At 43.4% G+C, this 16916-nt stretch carries 18 protein-coding genes; 12 read left to right on the forward strand and 6 right to left on the reverse strand.

Annotated features, from left to right (window positions below):
* Window positions 1–12: 12 nt before the first annotated feature.
* From leuD to K2Q13_RS05430, 3 genes are all read right to left on the reverse strand, one after another.
* A complete protein-coding gene (gene leuD, locus K2Q13_RS05420) occupies window positions 13–651 on the reverse strand; it encodes a 3-isopropylmalate dehydratase small subunit (RefSeq protein ID WP_292919753.1) in 639 nt (212 codons plus the stop codon).
* 66 nt (window positions 652–717) lie between these two features.
* A complete protein-coding gene (leuC, locus tag K2Q13_RS05425) occupies window positions 718–2130 on the reverse strand; it encodes a 3-isopropylmalate dehydratase large subunit (protein ID WP_292919755.1) in 1413 nt (470 codons plus the stop codon).
* An 81-nt stretch (window positions 2131–2211) separates the two neighbouring features.
* Complete coding sequence (locus K2Q13_RS05430; RefSeq protein WP_292919757.1) at window positions 2212–3357, reverse strand: MFS transporter; 1146 nt, start codon at window positions 3355–3357, stop codon at window positions 2212–2214.
* A 488-nt stretch (window positions 3358–3845) separates the two neighbouring features.
* On the opposite strand from K2Q13_RS05430, the gene K2Q13_RS05435 reads away from it, so the two are divergent.
* The 7 genes from K2Q13_RS05435 (at window position 3846) to K2Q13_RS05465 (ending at window position 9711) form a co-directional block, all read left to right on the forward strand.
* Window positions 3846–4265: a rubrerythrin family protein gene (locus K2Q13_RS05435; RefSeq protein ID WP_292919862.1), complete on the forward strand. Its 420-nt coding sequence runs from the start codon at window positions 3846–3848 to the stop codon at window positions 4263–4265.
* Between the two features lie 99 nt (window positions 4266–4364).
* Window positions 4365–5735, forward strand: a complete 1371-nt coding sequence (locus K2Q13_RS05440; RefSeq protein ID WP_292919758.1) for a heterodisulfide reductase-related iron-sulfur binding cluster — start codon at window positions 4365–4367, stop codon at window positions 5733–5735.
* A 22-nt stretch (window positions 5736–5757) separates the two neighbouring features.
* Window positions 5758–6348 (forward strand): DUF3501 family protein, encoded by a 591-nt coding sequence (locus K2Q13_RS05445; RefSeq protein WP_292919760.1) that lies wholly within the window; start codon window positions 5758–5760, stop codon window positions 6346–6348.
* Entirely contained in the window at window positions 6345–6851 is a 507-nt protein-coding gene (locus tag K2Q13_RS05450; protein ID WP_292919762.1) for a CNP1-like family protein, read from the forward strand. The genes K2Q13_RS05445 and K2Q13_RS05450 overlap by 4 nt, the downstream gene beginning before the upstream one ends.
* A 463-nt stretch (window positions 6852–7314) precedes the next feature.
* A complete protein-coding gene (locus K2Q13_RS05455) occupies window positions 7315–7515 on the forward strand; it encodes a hypothetical protein (RefSeq protein WP_292919764.1) in 201 nt (66 codons plus the stop codon).
* A gap of 12 nt (window positions 7516–7527) precedes the next feature.
* Window positions 7528–8058 carry an FxDxF family PEP-CTERM protein gene (locus K2Q13_RS05460; protein WP_292919766.1) on the forward strand — a complete coding sequence of 177 codons (531 nt, stop codon included), beginning with the start codon at window positions 7528–7530 and terminating at the stop codon, window positions 8056–8058.
* A 279-nt stretch (window positions 8059–8337) separates the two neighbouring features.
* A complete protein-coding gene (locus tag K2Q13_RS05465; protein WP_292919768.1) occupies window positions 8338–9711 on the forward strand; it encodes an ammonium transporter in 1374 nt (457 codons plus the stop codon).
* A gap of 67 nt (window positions 9712–9778) precedes the next feature.
* Here the strand turns inward: K2Q13_RS05465 and K2Q13_RS05470 are convergent, their stop codons facing one another.
* Window positions 9779–10135 carry a helix-turn-helix domain-containing protein gene (locus tag K2Q13_RS05470; protein ID WP_292919770.1) on the reverse strand — a complete coding sequence of 119 codons (357 nt, stop codon included), beginning with the start codon at window positions 10133–10135 and terminating at the stop codon, window positions 9779–9781.
* A gap of 137 nt (window positions 10136–10272) precedes the next feature.
* Here K2Q13_RS05470 and K2Q13_RS05475 point away from each other — a divergent pair, with 137 nt between their 5' ends.
* Both K2Q13_RS05475 and K2Q13_RS05480 read left to right on the forward strand, forming a co-directional pair.
* Window positions 10273–10974 (forward strand): glutathione S-transferase family protein, encoded by a 702-nt coding sequence (locus K2Q13_RS05475; RefSeq protein WP_292919772.1) that lies wholly within the window; start codon window positions 10273–10275, stop codon window positions 10972–10974.
* Between the two features lie 53 nt (window positions 10975–11027).
* The gene (locus K2Q13_RS05480; protein WP_292919774.1) at window positions 11028–11876 is read left to right on the forward strand and encodes an endonuclease/exonuclease/phosphatase family protein; all 849 of its coding nucleotides are present in this window, start codon (window positions 11028–11030) and stop codon (window positions 11874–11876) included.
* Between the two features lie 71 nt (window positions 11877–11947).
* Here K2Q13_RS05480 and K2Q13_RS05485 read toward each other — a convergent pair whose 3' ends face one another.
* Complete coding sequence (locus K2Q13_RS05485) at window positions 11948–12331, reverse strand: lysophosphatidic acid receptor (RefSeq protein WP_292919776.1); 384 nt, start codon at window positions 12329–12331, stop codon at window positions 11948–11950.
* 361 nt (window positions 12332–12692) lie between these two features.
* Here K2Q13_RS05485 and K2Q13_RS05490 point away from each other — a divergent pair, with 361 nt between their 5' ends.
* The 3 genes from K2Q13_RS05490 to K2Q13_RS05500 all read left to right on the forward strand — a co-directional run bounded on the left by K2Q13_RS05490 (window position 12693) and on the right by K2Q13_RS05500 (window position 15415).
* Window positions 12693–13292, forward strand: coding sequence for an SCP2 sterol-binding domain-containing protein (locus K2Q13_RS05490; RefSeq protein WP_292919777.1), 600 nt, complete (start codon window positions 12693–12695; stop codon window positions 13290–13292).
* 138 nt (window positions 13293–13430) lie between these two features.
* Complete coding sequence (ubiB, locus tag K2Q13_RS05495; protein WP_292919779.1) at window positions 13431–14945, forward strand: ubiquinone biosynthesis regulatory protein kinase UbiB; 1515 nt, start codon at window positions 13431–13433, stop codon at window positions 14943–14945.
* Window positions 14946–15106: 161 nt separating this feature from the next.
* A complete protein-coding gene (locus K2Q13_RS05500) occupies window positions 15107–15415 on the forward strand; it encodes an NAD(P)H-dependent oxidoreductase subunit E (RefSeq protein WP_292919781.1) in 309 nt (102 codons plus the stop codon).
* 39 nt (window positions 15416–15454) lie between these two features.
* Here K2Q13_RS05500 and K2Q13_RS05505 read toward each other — a convergent pair whose 3' ends face one another.
* Entirely contained in the window at window positions 15455–16735 is a 1281-nt protein-coding gene (locus K2Q13_RS05505; RefSeq protein WP_292919783.1) for a DUF2130 domain-containing protein, read from the reverse strand.
* Between the last annotated feature and the right edge of the window lie 181 nt (window positions 16736–16916).

The following is a 16916-nucleotide window of genomic DNA, read 5'->3' on the forward strand; positions in this document are numbered from 1 at the left end:
TCACACGGTCACTTACATAAACAACCAAGGCTGTTCATTGCGTCGTTTCTGCTCAAATTGATTTATTTTTTCAGCGTGCTGCAGGGTTAGACCAATATCATCCAAGCCATTGAGCAAGCACTGTTTACGGAAAATATCAATCTCGAATGTAAATTCTTCTCTTTTTGGAGAGATAATCTTTTGATTCTGAAGGTCTACCGTCAATCGGTACCCTTCTATTGATTTTACTTCCTCAAATAAGTAGTCCAATATCGCCGCGTCCAGAACAACTGGCAACAAACCAATCTTATAACAATTATTAAAAAAGATATCCGCAAAACTAGGGGCGATAATGACGCGAAAACCGTAATCTTGGAGCGACCAAGGAGCGTGTTCACGACTTGATCCGCAGCCAAAATTTGCACGCGCCAGCAGTATTTCCACACCTTGGTAACGTGGCTGGTTTAATATAAAAGCTGGATTCAGTTTACGTTGCGATGAATCCATGCCTGGTTCGCCATGATCCAGATATCGCCATTCATCAAATAGGTTTTGACCAAAACCGGTGCGTTTAATTGATTTGAGAAACTGCTTCGGGATGATGGCATCGGTATCAATATTAGCTCGATCCATAGGTGCCACCAACGCTGTAATTGTTTCAAATTTTTCCATTAATTTATATCGTATTTGGCCAAGTATACTTGCTGTTCATGCACAGCAAAAAAATATTTTTCACTATTAGTTACTCAGTTTACGCACATCAACAAAATGTCCTGCAATTGCAGCAGCAGCAGCCATTGCAGGGCTAACCAAATGCGTCCTGCCACCAGGGCCCTGACGGCCTTCGAAATTTCGATTTGAGGTTGAAGCACAGCGTTCACCTGCGGTCAATCGATCGTCATTCATTGCTAAACACATAGAACAACCCGGTTCACGCCATTCAAACCCGGCTGAGCGAAAAATTTGATCCAGCCCCTCTTGTTCCGCCTGTTTCTTGACTAAACCTGAACCTGGAACCACCAGCGCCAGTTTGATATTAGCCGCAATATGCTTCCCTTTGACAATCTGTGCCGCCGCGCGCAGATCTTCAATACGTGAATTGGTGCAGGAACCGATGAAAATCTTATCCAGGTTAATTTTCTGGATCGGAGTATTGGCGCTTAGCCCCATGTAGTTCAACGCTTGTTGCATATCATGGCGCTTTACTTCATCAGGAACACACGCAGGATCAGGCACGATTCCATCTATTGTTGTCACCATTTCGGGAGATGTGCCCCAAGTTACCTGAGGTTTGATCTGCGTCGCGTCTAATGTCACTGTTCGATCAAATACAGCATCGGCATCACTACGCAGTGTGCGCCAGAATGCAACAGCGCTATTCCATAATTCGTTTTTGGGAGCAAACGGCCGCCCTTTAATATAATCAATGGTGGTATCATCCACAGCCACCATCCCCGCACGCGCACCGGCTTCAATCGCCATATTGCACAGCGTCATCCTCCCTTCCATTGATAACGCACGGATAGCACTGCCAGTAAATTCAATTGCATAACCAGTTCCACCCGCAGTGCCAATCTCACCGATAATCGCTAAAGCAATATCTTTGGCAGTAATCCCTAGCCCCAAATTGCCTTCCACCGAGATGCGCATGGTTTTAGACTTCTTCATCAATAGACATTGCGTGGCTAATACATGCTCAACCTCCGAGGTACCAATCCCAAAAGCCAAGCATCCAAATGCGCCGTGCGTACTGGTATGCGAGTCGCCACATACTACTGTCATACCAGGCAACGTAGCGCCTTGCTCAGGACCAATCACATGCACAATGCCCTGACGCAAGTCATTCATCTTGAACTCAGTAATTCCCAGTTCATCGCAATTCTGATCTAGTGTATCGACTTGTAAGCGAGAAATGGGATCTTGAATACCTTGACTGCGGTCGGTAGTCGGAACATTGTGATCTGCAACCGCGAGTATAGAATTAAGGCGCCAAGGCTTCCGCCCAGCCAGTTTCAGACTTTCAAACGCTTGCGGGCTAGTCACTTCATGCACTAAATGACGATCAATATAAATCAATGCCATACTACCCGGATCATCAGATTCAGTATGCACCAGATGTTGATTCCAAAGCTTGTCGTATAATGTTTGCATCAGTAAAAAATAAAATCGAACGTAACGTGCAATTATCCCATAAAGTTTACCAATTCAACAAACTAACCACACTATCGCTTATTAATGATTAAATGACTTCATTTTCCATGCAATTAGCATCAAGCCCGCAAGCGCTGCTGCTGCACTCATAAAGAAAGTGTTACCCGCACCCAACCAATCCCAGGTATAACCGCTAAATACCGCCCCCAAAGCCCCACCCACTCCGTAGGCGACACTGGTATAAATCGCTTGACCTTTCGCTTGATGACGCCCCCGAAAAAATTGATGGATCACCATCATGGCTGCAACATGATGCGTTCCATAGGTCGCTGCATGTAAAATCTGCGCTATGACAATAATCACTGGCCATTCGACATATTGACCTATCAATACAAAACGCAGGATGGCACAAGCAAAACTGAAAATCAGGATATGCTTCAATCGAAACCGTTGCATCAACCACGGCATGATAAAAAAAATTCCAATTTCACAAATCACGCCAATCGCCCATAACCATCCGACAAATCCTTTGTCATAGCCATGCTCGACGAGATAAATGGAGAAAAACGTATAGTAAGCGCCATGCGCAAACAGCATCAATAAACTGGATAACAAAAATGCCATAACCTCCGGGCGCAGACATATCTGCCGTATCGAAAGCAACCCTGTAGCATAATGCATAATTTCTTTTTCAGGAATTTGATAAGAAAAAATCACAATGCCCAGTTTAAGTCCCAACAGAATCCAAAGTAGCCAGATAATTTCCATTACTTCCAATAGATAACCAATGCCAATCACCGCCACAACGAACCCAACCGATCCCCAGGAACGAATCCGTCCATACTTATCGGTATAATCTCCCAAATGAGACAATGTAATCGCTTCCATCAACGGCAATGAAGCACTCCAAAAGAAACTCATCATCAGCATGACAACAAAAATCCAAGCAAATGATTCTCCAGCAAAAAAACCGCAGAAACTCACAAAACCGCTTATTGCTGCGATCTGCACAACCCAAACTCGCTTACCGGTATGATCCGCCAACCACCCCCAGACAGTTGGAGAAAAAATACGCGTAACTAACAATAAGGACATCAAAATACCAATTTGCAATGCGCTAAATGACAGTGACTGGAGATACAAACTCCAATACGGCGCAAAAGCACCAATAAAAGCAAAATAGAAAAAATAAAAGCCGGAAAGGCGCCAATAAGGAAGTGATGGCATACTTTAGATTAATTGATGCAATGATTAAACAAGGGATTGTCGGCAAAAGTGAAAATATGAAACTCACTGAACCAAAGGATAGCAGCTAAATAAGATGCTGCAATTAATTTTAAATGATCCCACAACAATGCAGACCTGCAAAAAATTTCAGCAAAATTTGTTGCAACGCTTTACTCAAAAAAACGTAAATTATGCGTAACATAAATTTGAATCAAGAGTCAGCTGGATAATTTATTTGTTTGCAACCGATCTATTGGTAGATAGTTGACAATCCACAAACCCTTCGATAGTCTCCGTGAACGGATCGGATTTTGTATTTATGCACACTCACCATGTTCTGAATAAATTGAAAGAAGTGTTGACAGGGTGCCACAATTATTACCTCATACCTTCCTTTATCAACTAGTCTCGGTTTTGTGCATTACATAAATACATTCTTTTCATCGAGATCAAATATAACTACATGTTAATTTAAAAAGGAGAAAATGATGGAACTTAAAGGATCTAAAACTGAAGGCAATCTGAAAGCCGCTTTTGCCGGAGAATCTCAAGCCAATCGCCGCTACTTATATTTCGCAGCTAAAGCGGATGTAGAAGGGCAAAATGATGTGGCTGCTGTATTTCGTTCTACTGCGGAAGGTGAAACCGGCCATGCCCATGGTCATTTGGAATATCTGGAAAATTGCGGTGATCCAGCTACTGGCATGCCATTCGGCGCTTCTCGTGACAATCTGAAAACGGCCATTGCAGGTGAAACACATGAATACACGGACATGTATCCCGGCATGGCCAAAACAGCACGCGATGAAGGATTTGATGAAGTCGCCGACTGGTTTGAAACACTAGCCAAGGCCGAGCGTTCTCATGCGAATCGCTTTCAACGCGCATTAGATAGTTTAGCTGACTAATTCGGTGCTTTAGTTTGAATCAACAGGGGTTTAATCAAAGTCTATCTGGATAAGCCCCTGTATTGCTTTATTCGAATTTTTTGATACGTAAAATTCATCATGACCATCAGCGAAGGAAGTCTCGAAGCACCCAAGCGTCATCCAATCGATTGGAAGAATCCCGATTTTTATAATGAAGCCAGCTTGAACCAGGAATTGGAGCGGGTTTTCGATATTTGCCACGGATGTCGGCGCTGCGTTAATTTATGCACAGCCTTTCCACGCCTGTTTGATCTAATTGATGAAAGCACCACAGGCGAATTGGATAGCGTCAATAAAAACCAGTTCTGGGAAGTGGTTGAGCGCTGTTATCTTTGCGACATGTGTTTTATGACCAAATGTCCTTATGTGCCGCCACATGAATGGAACATTGATTTCCCTCATTTAATGCTGCGTGCAAAAACAGTCAAATATAAATACAAAGGTGCAGGATTTCGTGACAAATTGCTCTCAAATACCGATTTGATAGGTAAGTTGGCCACCATTCCTGTCGTGGTTCAAACCGTTAATGCAGTAAACAAGACACCCATTACTCGCAAGTTAATGGATGGCATGTTGGGCATTCATGCTGATAGAAAATTGCCCGAATATGCAACCCAGACATTCCGCTCAAATGCTGAACCCAGCAACGCTTTCCCCGTTATTAACGGTGCGCGTACGCCTGGACAAGTTGCTATCTACGCAACTTGTTACATCAACTATAATGAGCCTGGCATTGGACACGATTTATTAAAAATCTTGCAGCATAATGAAATCCCGACTTGCCTGGCAGAAAAAGAAGCTTGTTGCGGAATGCCCAAACTGGAATTGGGTGATTTGGAGGCGGTAGAAAAACTTAAAAACGAGAATATCCCGCATTTACTAAAATTAGCCCAAGAGGGATATGCCATTCTCACCGCGGTGCCTTCTTGTACGTTAATGTACAAGAAGGAATTGCCACTATTATTTCCACAGGATAAAGCAGTTCAAGCCGTCGCTGCTGCGATGTTTGATCCATTTGAATACTTGGTATTAAGAAATCAGGATAAATTACTTAAAACAGATTTCAAGAAACCCCTTGGCACTGTGGCTTATCATATACCTTGTCATCAACGTGTACAAAACATTGGAAAAAAAACACGCGATATACTGCAGCTTATTCCAGAAACAACCATCAATACTGTCGAGCGCTGCTCAGGTCATGACGGAACCTGGGGCGTGAAAAGCGAACACTTTGCGGATTCCATGAAAATAGGTCGTCCCGTTTTCAAACAAATGGCCGCTTCTGACCCGGATTACATCAGCTCAGACTGCGCCATTGCTGCGCGGCATATTGAGCAAGGTATCGGTGCAAGTAAGGCGCAAAAGCTGCATCCACTTACTCTATTGCGCATGGCGTACGATTTTGACGCCGAGCATCAACCGATTGACGACGTTAAACCAATTACCTAAGTCCATTTATAATGAGAAACACATGGTTAAAATTACTCGTGATGATTTGTTAACACTGGAAGCCTATGCCAAAATCCGCAAGGATTTTCGCACCCAAGTGATGGCACATAAGAAAACGCGCAAAATCCCCCTGGGACAAAATATCACGCTTATCTTCGAAGACGCTGTCACCGTTCGTTATCAAATTCAGGAAATGTTGTACGTCGAGCGCATCTTTCACGAAGATGAAATCATGCACGAACTGGAAACATATACACCGTTGATTCCCGATGGACATAACTGGAAGGCTACGATGTTGATTGAATACCCGGATCCTGCGATACGCGCCGTTAAACTGGCCGGTTTGATCGGCATTGAAGATAAAGTATGGGTCAGAATCGCAGGGCATACACCCGTATATGCTATTGCTGACGAAGATCTGGAACGGGAAAATAGCGAAAAAACTTCAGCGGTTCATTTTCTTCGCTTTGAGCTCACCCTTGATATGATTCAAGAACTTCAGGAAGGTGCAGCATTAAGTATCGGTGTTGATCATCCCGCTTATCAAGCAACGATTGATGCCGTCGACAGCAATATCCGCACCTCATTGTTGCAAGACTTATCCGGCGCATGAAACGAATTTGCGTTTTACTCTGTATTTTGTTGTTTGCCTGCGCCAAACCACCTTTCAAGGATCAATTCGAAAGCGACAAGCCATGGATTGAGCAATTAACACAACTTCCCGCTTATCCAGATACCACAAACTTGATGGAATTCGATGCGGGTGTTGTCTCCAGTAATCATTATTTGATTGATACAACTTCCATTAATATTGGTGAAGATGGCGTAATCCGCTTTACTTTAGTCGTCAAATCATCGACAGGCGCTCTCAATGTCAGCTACGAGGGCATCCGTTGCGCTACCAGCGAACGAAAACTGTATGCACTCGGAAGAGATGATAAAACCTGGATACAACCTCGTACACCGGAATGGCAAAAAATTGAATTGGTGCAGCAATTTAACGCGCAACGTGAACTGGCTAAAAATATCTTTTGTCCGCATCGTCAAATCGTAACCAGCACGGAAGATGCTATTCAAGCTTTAAAAGCCGGGATACATCGTACTATTTACCGCTAATAAGCAGAGCTATACATATATCGCTATGCTCGGCTCGAATTAAATTCTTCCATAGAATCACGAACAGTGACAACAAAGCAACAATATGATTCATCAATAATATTCTAAATTCGCGATCTATCACCCCTCGCGTGATCTTGAAATAGCAAGTATCAACAAAAAACTAAAAAGCCATTACTCGACACTTTCAATTTTATCAACCCAGCGATTAATCATTTGTCTAATTGCCAATCCACCTTATGTTGATTTACATCAAATTGGTTTACAGTGACCATAAGATAATGAACTATTGTAATACAGAGAAAAGTTGAATCCGCCAAGTATAAAAGAGCATAGAAGATAATCTAGAAGAACCAAAATTACCCTTGGATTACCCTTAGGTTATTTCCAAATCAAGAATTCACACAACATGATTGCTTTGTTTATTTAGTTATGAAGTTAGTTTGTTTTTAGGAGAAGAATTATGAAGACTTATAAAGCCAATATTATCAATATCATATTTGGTGGTTTGATTTTTGTGAGCGTTAATTCCGCTCATGCAGTTACGCTATTCAGCGATGATTTTAGCGGCACCAGTCTGGGGCCTACATGGGATGTTCAAAGAGGCTATGCCACCATGGATGATGGGTGGGTCAGAACGCAGGGTTCTACACCCGGAAGCTGAGATGCTTTTATTATGACGCATGAAGGAGATTCCACTTGGTCGAATTATCAGTTAACGACTCGTTTCAACCCGTTGGGTGGCGGCGATGATTGGTACAACGGTCAAATACAATTTCGGGTACAAGATATGCATGCATGGACGGAAGGGACGTATTATAGACTGCAAATATATACGCCAAATGCAAACCCCGGATTTCCATCAGACTCCATAGTATTCAGCAAGATAGTAGATGACATTACTATATTTAATGTCACTCGTATCTTAGATCAAGGGATTCTGAACAGCACCGATAACACGGTCGATATTCTCGCGGTGGGTAGCAACTTCGATATCACAATCAATGGAACAACTGCCGCACATTTCCATGATGACAATCCTATTCTCACCGGCGGAATAGCGCTGGGTTCGATCTGGGAATCAACGACTCGCTATGATTACGTCAACGTTACGGCTGTCCCGGAACCCGAAACCTATGTCATGTTATTAGCTGGTCTAGGGTTGATCGGATTCATGGCACGTAGGAGAAAAGATTCAGCGGTGTAATTTAGACTTAATTAAGAACGGGGGCTTAGGTTCCCGTTTTTATTAAGTGCTATGAATTAACAATAATCCATGGTTCTCTGGCTGTCATCCTGAAAAATACGATGACAACCCCCTCCAGGAGTCTATCCGCTTCATAATTATTTCTCTAATCCCTATTGTCTTTAAGGTAATTAAAGTTCACACTCCCGATGGGGTTTTTATAATTTTAATATCCTACGCCCCTTCCTCTGAATTTCGTCGAGGATTAACCCGAGAAATCACTAAAATAAGGAAAATCACATGAATAAAAGCTTTAATCCGATACTATCAGGAGCAATCGGCATGCTTCTCCTGAGTTTCAGCGGCTTAGTCAGTGCAGAAACGCCCGTTTTAAGTGAAGCGCGTGTTGTCGCGCAGTATAATTATATTATTCATATCTTAGCCATGCTGTTGATCGGCTTTGGTTTTCTAATGGTATTTGTACGCCGCTATGGCTTTGGTGCGGTAACCGGCACCTATCTGGTTGTTGCGGTAGGACTTCCTCTCTACATTCTGTTACGTGCAAACGGTATTTTTGGACATCAATTATCACCTCATACGCTTGATTCTCTGTTATTCGCCGAGCTATCCGTTGCCACAGCCCTTATCGCCATGGGTGCAGTATTGGGCCGTTTACGCGTGTTTCAGTATGCTTTGCTGGCATTGTTAGTTGTTCCGCTTTATCTATTGAACGAATGGATTGTGCTTGATGATGCATTCGGCTATACCACAGGGTTCCAAGATACCGCCGGCTCGGTTGTCATCCATGCTTTCGGCGCCTATTTTGGGTTGAGTATGTCAATTGTTTTAACGACCGAGTACCAACGCAGCAAACTGATTGAATCAGATCATACGTCGGATCGTTTTGCCATGTTGGGATCCATGGTGCTGTGGTTGTTCTGGCCCAGTTTTGCCACTGCACTCGTGCCACTAGAGAACATGCCACAAACCGTAGTCAACACCTTGTTAGCATTATCAGGTGCAACTATCGCCACTTATTTCCTAAGTTCTAAACTGCATAACGGCAAAACATCCATGGTGGATATGGCCAATGCTGCATTGGCCGGTGGTGTAGCCATCGGTTCCGTCTGCGATGTAGTGTCTCCTACCGGAGCTTTCGGTATCGGCTTGCTCGCTGGCGCACTTTCCGTCTTAGGATATGTATTTTTGCAACCGTTACTGGAGTCAAAATTTAAAATCGTGGATACCTGTGGCGTGCATAATTTACACGGAATGCCCGGGTTACTAGGCGGTCTCAGTGCTTTCCTGATAGTTCCCGGGATCGCAATTGCACAGTTTAATGGCATAATGATAACGCTTATCATCGCAATTGTTGGCGGCTTAATCGCAGGTGCCATTATCAAGGCAACGGGCACCACACGTGAACCCTATGAAGATAGCGTAGAGTTTACGCACCTTGCAGGCCCCGAGACAGAGAAACTTCCCGAACAACTACAAACACGTGTCGAAGCTCTGGAAATTCACTCCTCTGCAGCTAAACCGCAATTTCCAATGGAATCTCCTGAAACCAAGGCATTGATTGCAAGATTGGAATCTCGAGTTATGACGTTAGAAAACAATATTGCTGCAACGCAAAACCGTGACGCTGGTGAGAAACCGAATCCCACTGCATAATTATCCTGTATAGCACCCCGGAGTTTGTTACGGGGTGCTTTTGGATACAGAATGGGTGACTACAATTTCACACATGCGTCATAAAAACTTTTGTGCCTGGATAATAGGTCTTTCCCCATTCCGCTAGAGTCTGCAATACTAGCCGCAGATCTTCCCCTTTTGCTGTTAACACATATTCGTATCGTATCGGTTTTTTCTGATAAATCTGCTGCGTTAAGATACCGACAGCCTCTAGCTTTTTAAGCCGGTTCGCCAATATATTAGTAGCAATTTGTTCCGGTGATTCCAGGAATTCTTGATAGCGTTTTTTACCCAACAACAAATCCCGGATAATCAACAAAGTCCATTTATCTCCCAAATGATCCAACGCACAAGCTATCGGGCAGCAAGATCGCTCGTGGTTTCGTTCGTCATAATCAACCATTATCCATTAATCTCTATATCTAAAAAGTGAATCCCCTGTAATATCGCTACTGTCACTTGCCATTGGCAAGCTTATGCGATACAGTGACTTGCATTATACAAGTATGCGCTCAATTAATCACTGTCAGGATTGCAGACATGCTAAAGCTTTATCAATTTGAACGTACCTGGAATATTCCAAACTTAAGTCCTTTCTGCTGCAAAATAGAAACTTACTTGCGAATGGCTGGCATTGACTATGAAATTGTGCCTGTATTACCTATCGGTGCCCCCAAAGGAAAACTACCCTACATTGAAGATAACGGTAGAATTATCGGGGATTCGCGTTTCATTGTGACTTATTTAAAGTCTTCGTATAAGGATTTGGATAAAGATCTGAACGATGCTGAACTGGCAATATCGATTGCCATGCAGCGCTTACTCGAAGAACATTTGTTTTGGACCGTACTCTATTCGCGATGGCAATACACGGACGAAAACTGGAAAATAAACAAGAAAGCGATTTTTGGAAGATTACCGCCCGTTATCAGGGATATCGTTGCCAATCGAACACGCCGCAAAATCCAACAGCAAATTTATGGTCATGGCACCGGCAGACACCAAGCGGAAGAAATCTTTGCACTGGGCAAGCAAGATCTCGATGCGCTATCTGCAACGCTAGAGAGCAAAAGATACTTCCTGGGTGATCAACCAACAGCGCTCGATACATCTGCATTCGGACTCCTCATCAATATCATCGGTTGCCCGATCGAGTCGCCGCTTAAAGATTATGGATTAGCAAGAAAGAATTTGAGCGACTACGTTAATCGAGTTAAGCGCGAATTTTATCAGAACCTATAAATCGCTTTGATTTTTGAGAACCCGAGGGCACCAGCAAGTTTAGGATGAAAATCATGCAGCTATTGAGCTGGAACATTCAATGGGGACGCGGAATGGACGGACAAGTCGATCCTGCGCGTATCATTCGAACGATCCACCAACTGGGTGAATTTGATGTCATCTGCCTGCAGGAAGTCGCAGTCAATTTTCCCGACTTACCTGGTAGCCGAGGCGAGAATCAGGTTGCCGAGCTTTCAGCACAATTGCCTGGTTACACTGTAATCTACGGCGCAGCCACCGATATCCCAAACCGCCATGGCGGTCGCAGTCTGTTCGGCAACGCCATTTTTACCCGCCTTCCCGTCGGCCAGGTATGGCGGCACTTACTGCCATGGCAAGCGGAATTAGCCACACCCAGTATGCAGCGCGTACTGGTGGAGGCCGTCGTGACAACAGATATTGGTCCGCTGCGCATCATGACCACACACCTCGAATACTATTCACAGCACCAGCGCGAAATCCAGATCGACGTCATTCGGCACTTGCATCAAGAGGCTTGCGCAATGTCGCAACGAAAATTTCTAGCTGAGGAACGAGGCAAAACTTTCGAAGTCTTTCCCAGACCGGCAGAAGCAATCTTGTGCGGCGATCTCAACTTCCCAGCCACAGCGCCCGAACACGCGCAAATTCTCGCGCCTTTCAATGATGGCACATCGAGCTTTCACGATGCCTGGTCGATATTGAATCCCGGCATGCCACATGCACCAACTGTCGGCATCCACCCGGTAGATTTTGTCGACCGTCCGGAATGCTATGATTTTGTGTTGATTACCAGTGGATTAGTAAAACACCTGAAAACGCACGGCATTGATGCTGAAACAAAAGCTTCGGATCATCAACCGGTGTGGATTGAATTGAGATAAAAGCGATCTCATAGAAAAAATGGAAAATAGTTTTTGCCGCTAGCAAAAATAAAATCTAACGCCTTACTTCTTTACTTGGAAACAGTAACACGCTTAGTTGACTCCATTTGCGTACTCCGTAAATAGCCTAAATAACAACCTGCCAGCATTCCTAAAATCCAACTGAGAACAACAAGTGTGGGCATTAGATGTGAATCGTTGGTATCGCGGAATCGAGTTATTAATATCCCAAGTGGTGCTGCACCCAACAATATAAAAGCACAGATTCCCAGCGCTCCTTTGCTCCAACGATACACTGCGTAGGATAGCAACAGAAATGGTAATGCCATAACTAATTGCATATACCAGGAAATGCCACTCCAAAGTAATCCAAAACCAAGGAACGACAATAAAAAACCATTCACAAGCGCGCACAAGACAATGAATATATTGCGTGTATTTGATTTTTCTTGCATATTAACAACCAATTATTATTAAACGATTTGTTAAATCATTCAGCATCCTGCATGCTCCCTAGCAGCAATAAAATTATCTTAAAGCTAACCTTTCGCTGAAATTATAATTCCAAGCTTCAATCCTGCAATGACGATACCATTGATAAGCTAGTCGATCCAACAGTCAGAGTAAAACATTAAGGCATATTGAGAACCTATAATCAATTCAAATTAAAATGCTATACTCGCAAAGCCATTGTAAGCTTGAGGAGAAAGCTGATCAATTTCTAAAATATGGTTAAATTTTGCATGAAAAAACTAAGCAAAAAAATTACAGCTATTTCTTCTGTTCCTGCTATTACAATTTACAAAATTACATAGAATGCTGACAACCGTTGTAACCACTCCGATTAATCATGTTTTACGTAGCGCAAGTTGGGCATCGAAGCGATTGCAATCTTTTTCTGGTAAAACAATCTGCGTCCAGATTTCTCCATTAATTAATCTTAAAATGCTTATCGACACAGCGGGTGAATTACAGAAAATTGATGAATCTATGAATGCAGATGCAACACTGACATTATCCCCGCTAATACTGCCAAGATTACTGGCCCGGGAATTAAATGCATTCGCGCAAATAAAAACCGCTGGCAATCCAGCTTTGGTTGAAGAATTGATTAATATCGGTAAGCAAATCGACTTCAAAGGAATCTTTGAACACGATCTTAGTAATGCGATCGGGGACATACCAGCGCACCGAATCGTCCAAACGGGCGAGCATCTGATGCAATGGCAGATAAAAAATATTGATCGCTTCGTTCAAACATTGATCGAATATTTGACTGAAGAAAATGTTTTTTTAGTCAAACCCGACGCAATCTATCTATTTTCACAAGAAATCAATAACATAAAACTCAATATTGAACAACTAGAACAGCGGATAAATAAATTGGCGAAACAGAGTACTTTAGCAAATGAATAGACAGTTCCATGAAGCAGGTACTTCTTATCGAATGGCAATGCGCAGATGACTGTAAAATCAAACCCGAATACCAAATACCTGAGGCATTCTAATTAATTTTTTTAGCACCATTCTTACTTATCAAATATTGATTCACTCATGCGCCTATTCCGACTTCTAAAAATACAATACGTCGCCTTCCAATTCGGATTGGATGAATTTGTCTTAAACCATAGTCGTTTGCGGGTGTTACGAATCATTGTGAGAACATTAACTTTCTGGCGGAAACTGGATAAACCGCGCGGAGAGAGATTACGGTTGGCTTTAGAAAAATTAGGCCCTATTTTTGTCAAATTTGGCCAGATGCTATCCACTCGCCGCGATCTCTTACCTCACGATATCGCTGATGAACTGGCGAAATTGCAGGATCAGGTTCCCCCATTTTCTTTGCAACTCGTATTATCAACGTTAGAAAAAGAATATGGTCGGAAAATCAATGAAGTATTTTTCAAATTTAATGAAACACCAATAGCTAGCGCCTCCGTTGCGCAAGTTCATTTTGCGGTCTTGCACGATGGAACCGAAGTGGCGGTAAAAATATTACGTCCTAATCTAGAACCTATTATCACACATGATGTTGCATTGATGGATACAGGCGCTTGGCTGGCAGAGACACTCTGGTCAGATGGCAAACGCCTAAAACTGAGGCAAGTGGTCTCGGAGTTCGCTCGCCATTTGGATGATGAGCTTGATCTGATGCGCGAAGCAGCTAACTGCAGCCAATTACGCAGAAATTTTCTGAATTCTCCATTGCTGCTGGTGCCAGAAGTCTACTGGGACTATTGTCGCAACGGCGTAATGGTGATGGAACGCGTCAAAGGCACCCCTATCAGTCATGTTGAAGAATTAACGACACAAGGGGTAGATATCCCCCAATTGGCGCGTGTTGGAGTGGAAATATTTTTTACCCAGGTATTTCGCGACGGCTATTTTCACGCCGATATGCATCCGGGAAACATCTTTGTCGGTCAGGATAGTCGATATATTGCGGTTGATTTCGGCATTATGGGAACACTCAGTGATCAAGATAAAAACTATTTGGCACAAAACTTTCTGGCTTTCTTTCGTCGCGACTACGGGCGCGTTGCGCAAGCTCACGTTGAAGCCGGCTGGGCGCCAAAAAATACTCGCATAGATGATTTTGAATCTGCCATACGCGCAGTTTGCGAACCCATATTCGACAAACCGCTAAAAGAAATATCATTTGGGCGAGTTCTGTTCCAACTGTTTCAGGCCTCTCGGCAATTTAATGTCGAAATCCAGCCTCAATTAGTATTACTGCAAAAAACACTACTCAATATCGAAGGCCTTGGCCGTGATCTGGATCCAAATTTGGATCTCTGGAAAACCGCCAAACCGTTCTTAGAACATTGGATGGCTGAGCAAATTGGCCTGCGCGGACTTGCCAGCCGTATACAAAAAGAAGCCCCGAATTGGGCAATTATCCTGCCGGAATTTCCTCGCCTGATACACCAAGCTTTTGCGGAAAACCGCAATCATGATTTAGAAAAAAGAATGACCGACTTGGTCATCGAAGAGAAACGACAAAATCGACTGCTGTTACTTATTGCAGTCTTGCTGGCTGGATTACTGGCTTGGCAAATACTCCACTGACTCGCTTCAATCATGAATTTTTCCACAGAAAAAATATTCTTCTCGTGAAAGCAATTCTTGATTAATATTAGAAATACTACACATCGCATCACCAATCAAATTTGAACAAGAAAATTACGTTAAACTAACAATTCATTTTTGCTAACTTCAATATCATCTTCATGAGCTATTATCAATACCATGTCTTTTTCTGCACCAATCAACGTGAAGGTGGTGCCAAATGTTGCAATAATTTCTGCGCCCAGGAATTGCGCGATTATGCCAAACAGCGCATCAAATCATTAAAACTCGATGGTAAGAAAAAAATCCGTGTGAATAATGCTGGGTGCCTTGATCGCTGCAGTGAAGGTCCGGTTATTGTGGTTTATCCCGAGGAAACTTGGTACACTTATATCGATCAAGAAGACATTGATGAAATTATTGATGAACACTTGCTTAAAGGAAATATTGTTGAGCGTCTTAGAATCTGATCTCAACTTAATCTTAGGGGATTTTGCTGCTTGGCATCGTCAGTCAGTGTCTCTGACTTCAAGTGCAGTCAGTTCCAGTCCCTCAATTTCTTGCAATGATTTGCCCGCAATCCCCTGCAAATCGCCATACATGCCCACTGTTGCCGTCATCACGCGCTCAATCTGTTCCTCACGTTTAGCCCATTGTTTCATAATCACTTTGCGCTCCCTTTCCAGGTCTTCCTGCAGGGTAGAAAACCCCTCGACAATCGCTTCCACGCGCTGACGGAAACGCGGACCGGTAAGGTATTGGTAAACCATCTCGGTTTTGGTTTGCTGACCTTCTGACGACTGGCGCGCGAGCGCAACTTCCAACAAGGATTGACGTAAAATCATCGCTACCGGCAGTGCAGCACGCGGGTGAGCAACCCAGACACCTTCAATCAATTCAAACGTTTCAATGCCTTTTGGCAGACTATGGCTCACAATAATAGCAATTTCTGCTTTCGCAGCGCGTTGATCATCGCGTAGCTTCACCAACCAAGCATCGCTCCAATTCTTGGTCCGTTTGAATTCCCATAAAATGACGCCGCATGGTTGACCGCCTGCGCCGACAACACGATGCAACACATCCCCGCCATATTCACCTTTGGGAACCGGTTCAATCGCATCATAAGGAAATTTTATGCGTAACAGGTTTTCCAGTTCGAGTTCCTGCACTTCTCCTTGCAGTTGTTGCGAGCCCTGCTCAGCCCTGCGTTTGAGATCTTCGATCTGTTTTTGCATCGCGGCAATGGTTTGTTTCTTCTCCATCACCTTGAATTTCTGTTCTTCTTCGGCTTCTTTCTTGGCGAGTGAACGAACTTCGATCAATCCATCCTGCACTCTTTTGGCAACCGTGAGCTCCAGTTCGCGCTTAGCGTCATCGAGTTCACGCTGTTTCTTGATCAGTTCGGCTTGCACCTGTTGTGCTTGCGCGAGTTTTTCATCGCGGATCTTCAACACTTCTTGTAATTCGATTAATTCTCGCGCCTTGCTTTCCAGTTCGGCGGCACTGGCCAATTTAGCCTTGCGAGATTCTTCTGCAATCACGCGCGTACGCTCTGTTTTCAATTGCTCTGCCACTTGACTAGCCACTAGATCTTCTAGCTTACGTTTGTCCTCAATTAATTGCTTTTCTCTATCGCGCATCGCCTGTTCGCGTTGAATAATTTCATTGTTTTTTTTCGCCAACTGTTGTTCAAACTGTTTGCGCGTTGATTCAATCAGGGGAGCTGCCAATGATTCGGTAAGTTTAATTTCAGTTTTACAATTTGGACAGGTTATCGTTGGCTCTGTCATAACACTATTTCTCCTGTTAATGGCAATGAGACTGTTCGTTATATTTTATAACGAGTTAAATCAAAATTCAGAATGGATTCAGAAGGTTAAATTCAAGATTTATATAATATCACGCAGTAGCGCGCCGCTTTAGTAGATAACTCTCTGAACATTTATATCAAATTAAAAAATGAGGTGCTAC

The sequence above is a fragment of the Nitrosomonas sp. genome (genome assembly GCF_019752095.1).
Lineage (GTDB): Bacteria > Pseudomonadota > Gammaproteobacteria > Burkholderiales > Nitrosomonadaceae > Nitrosomonas.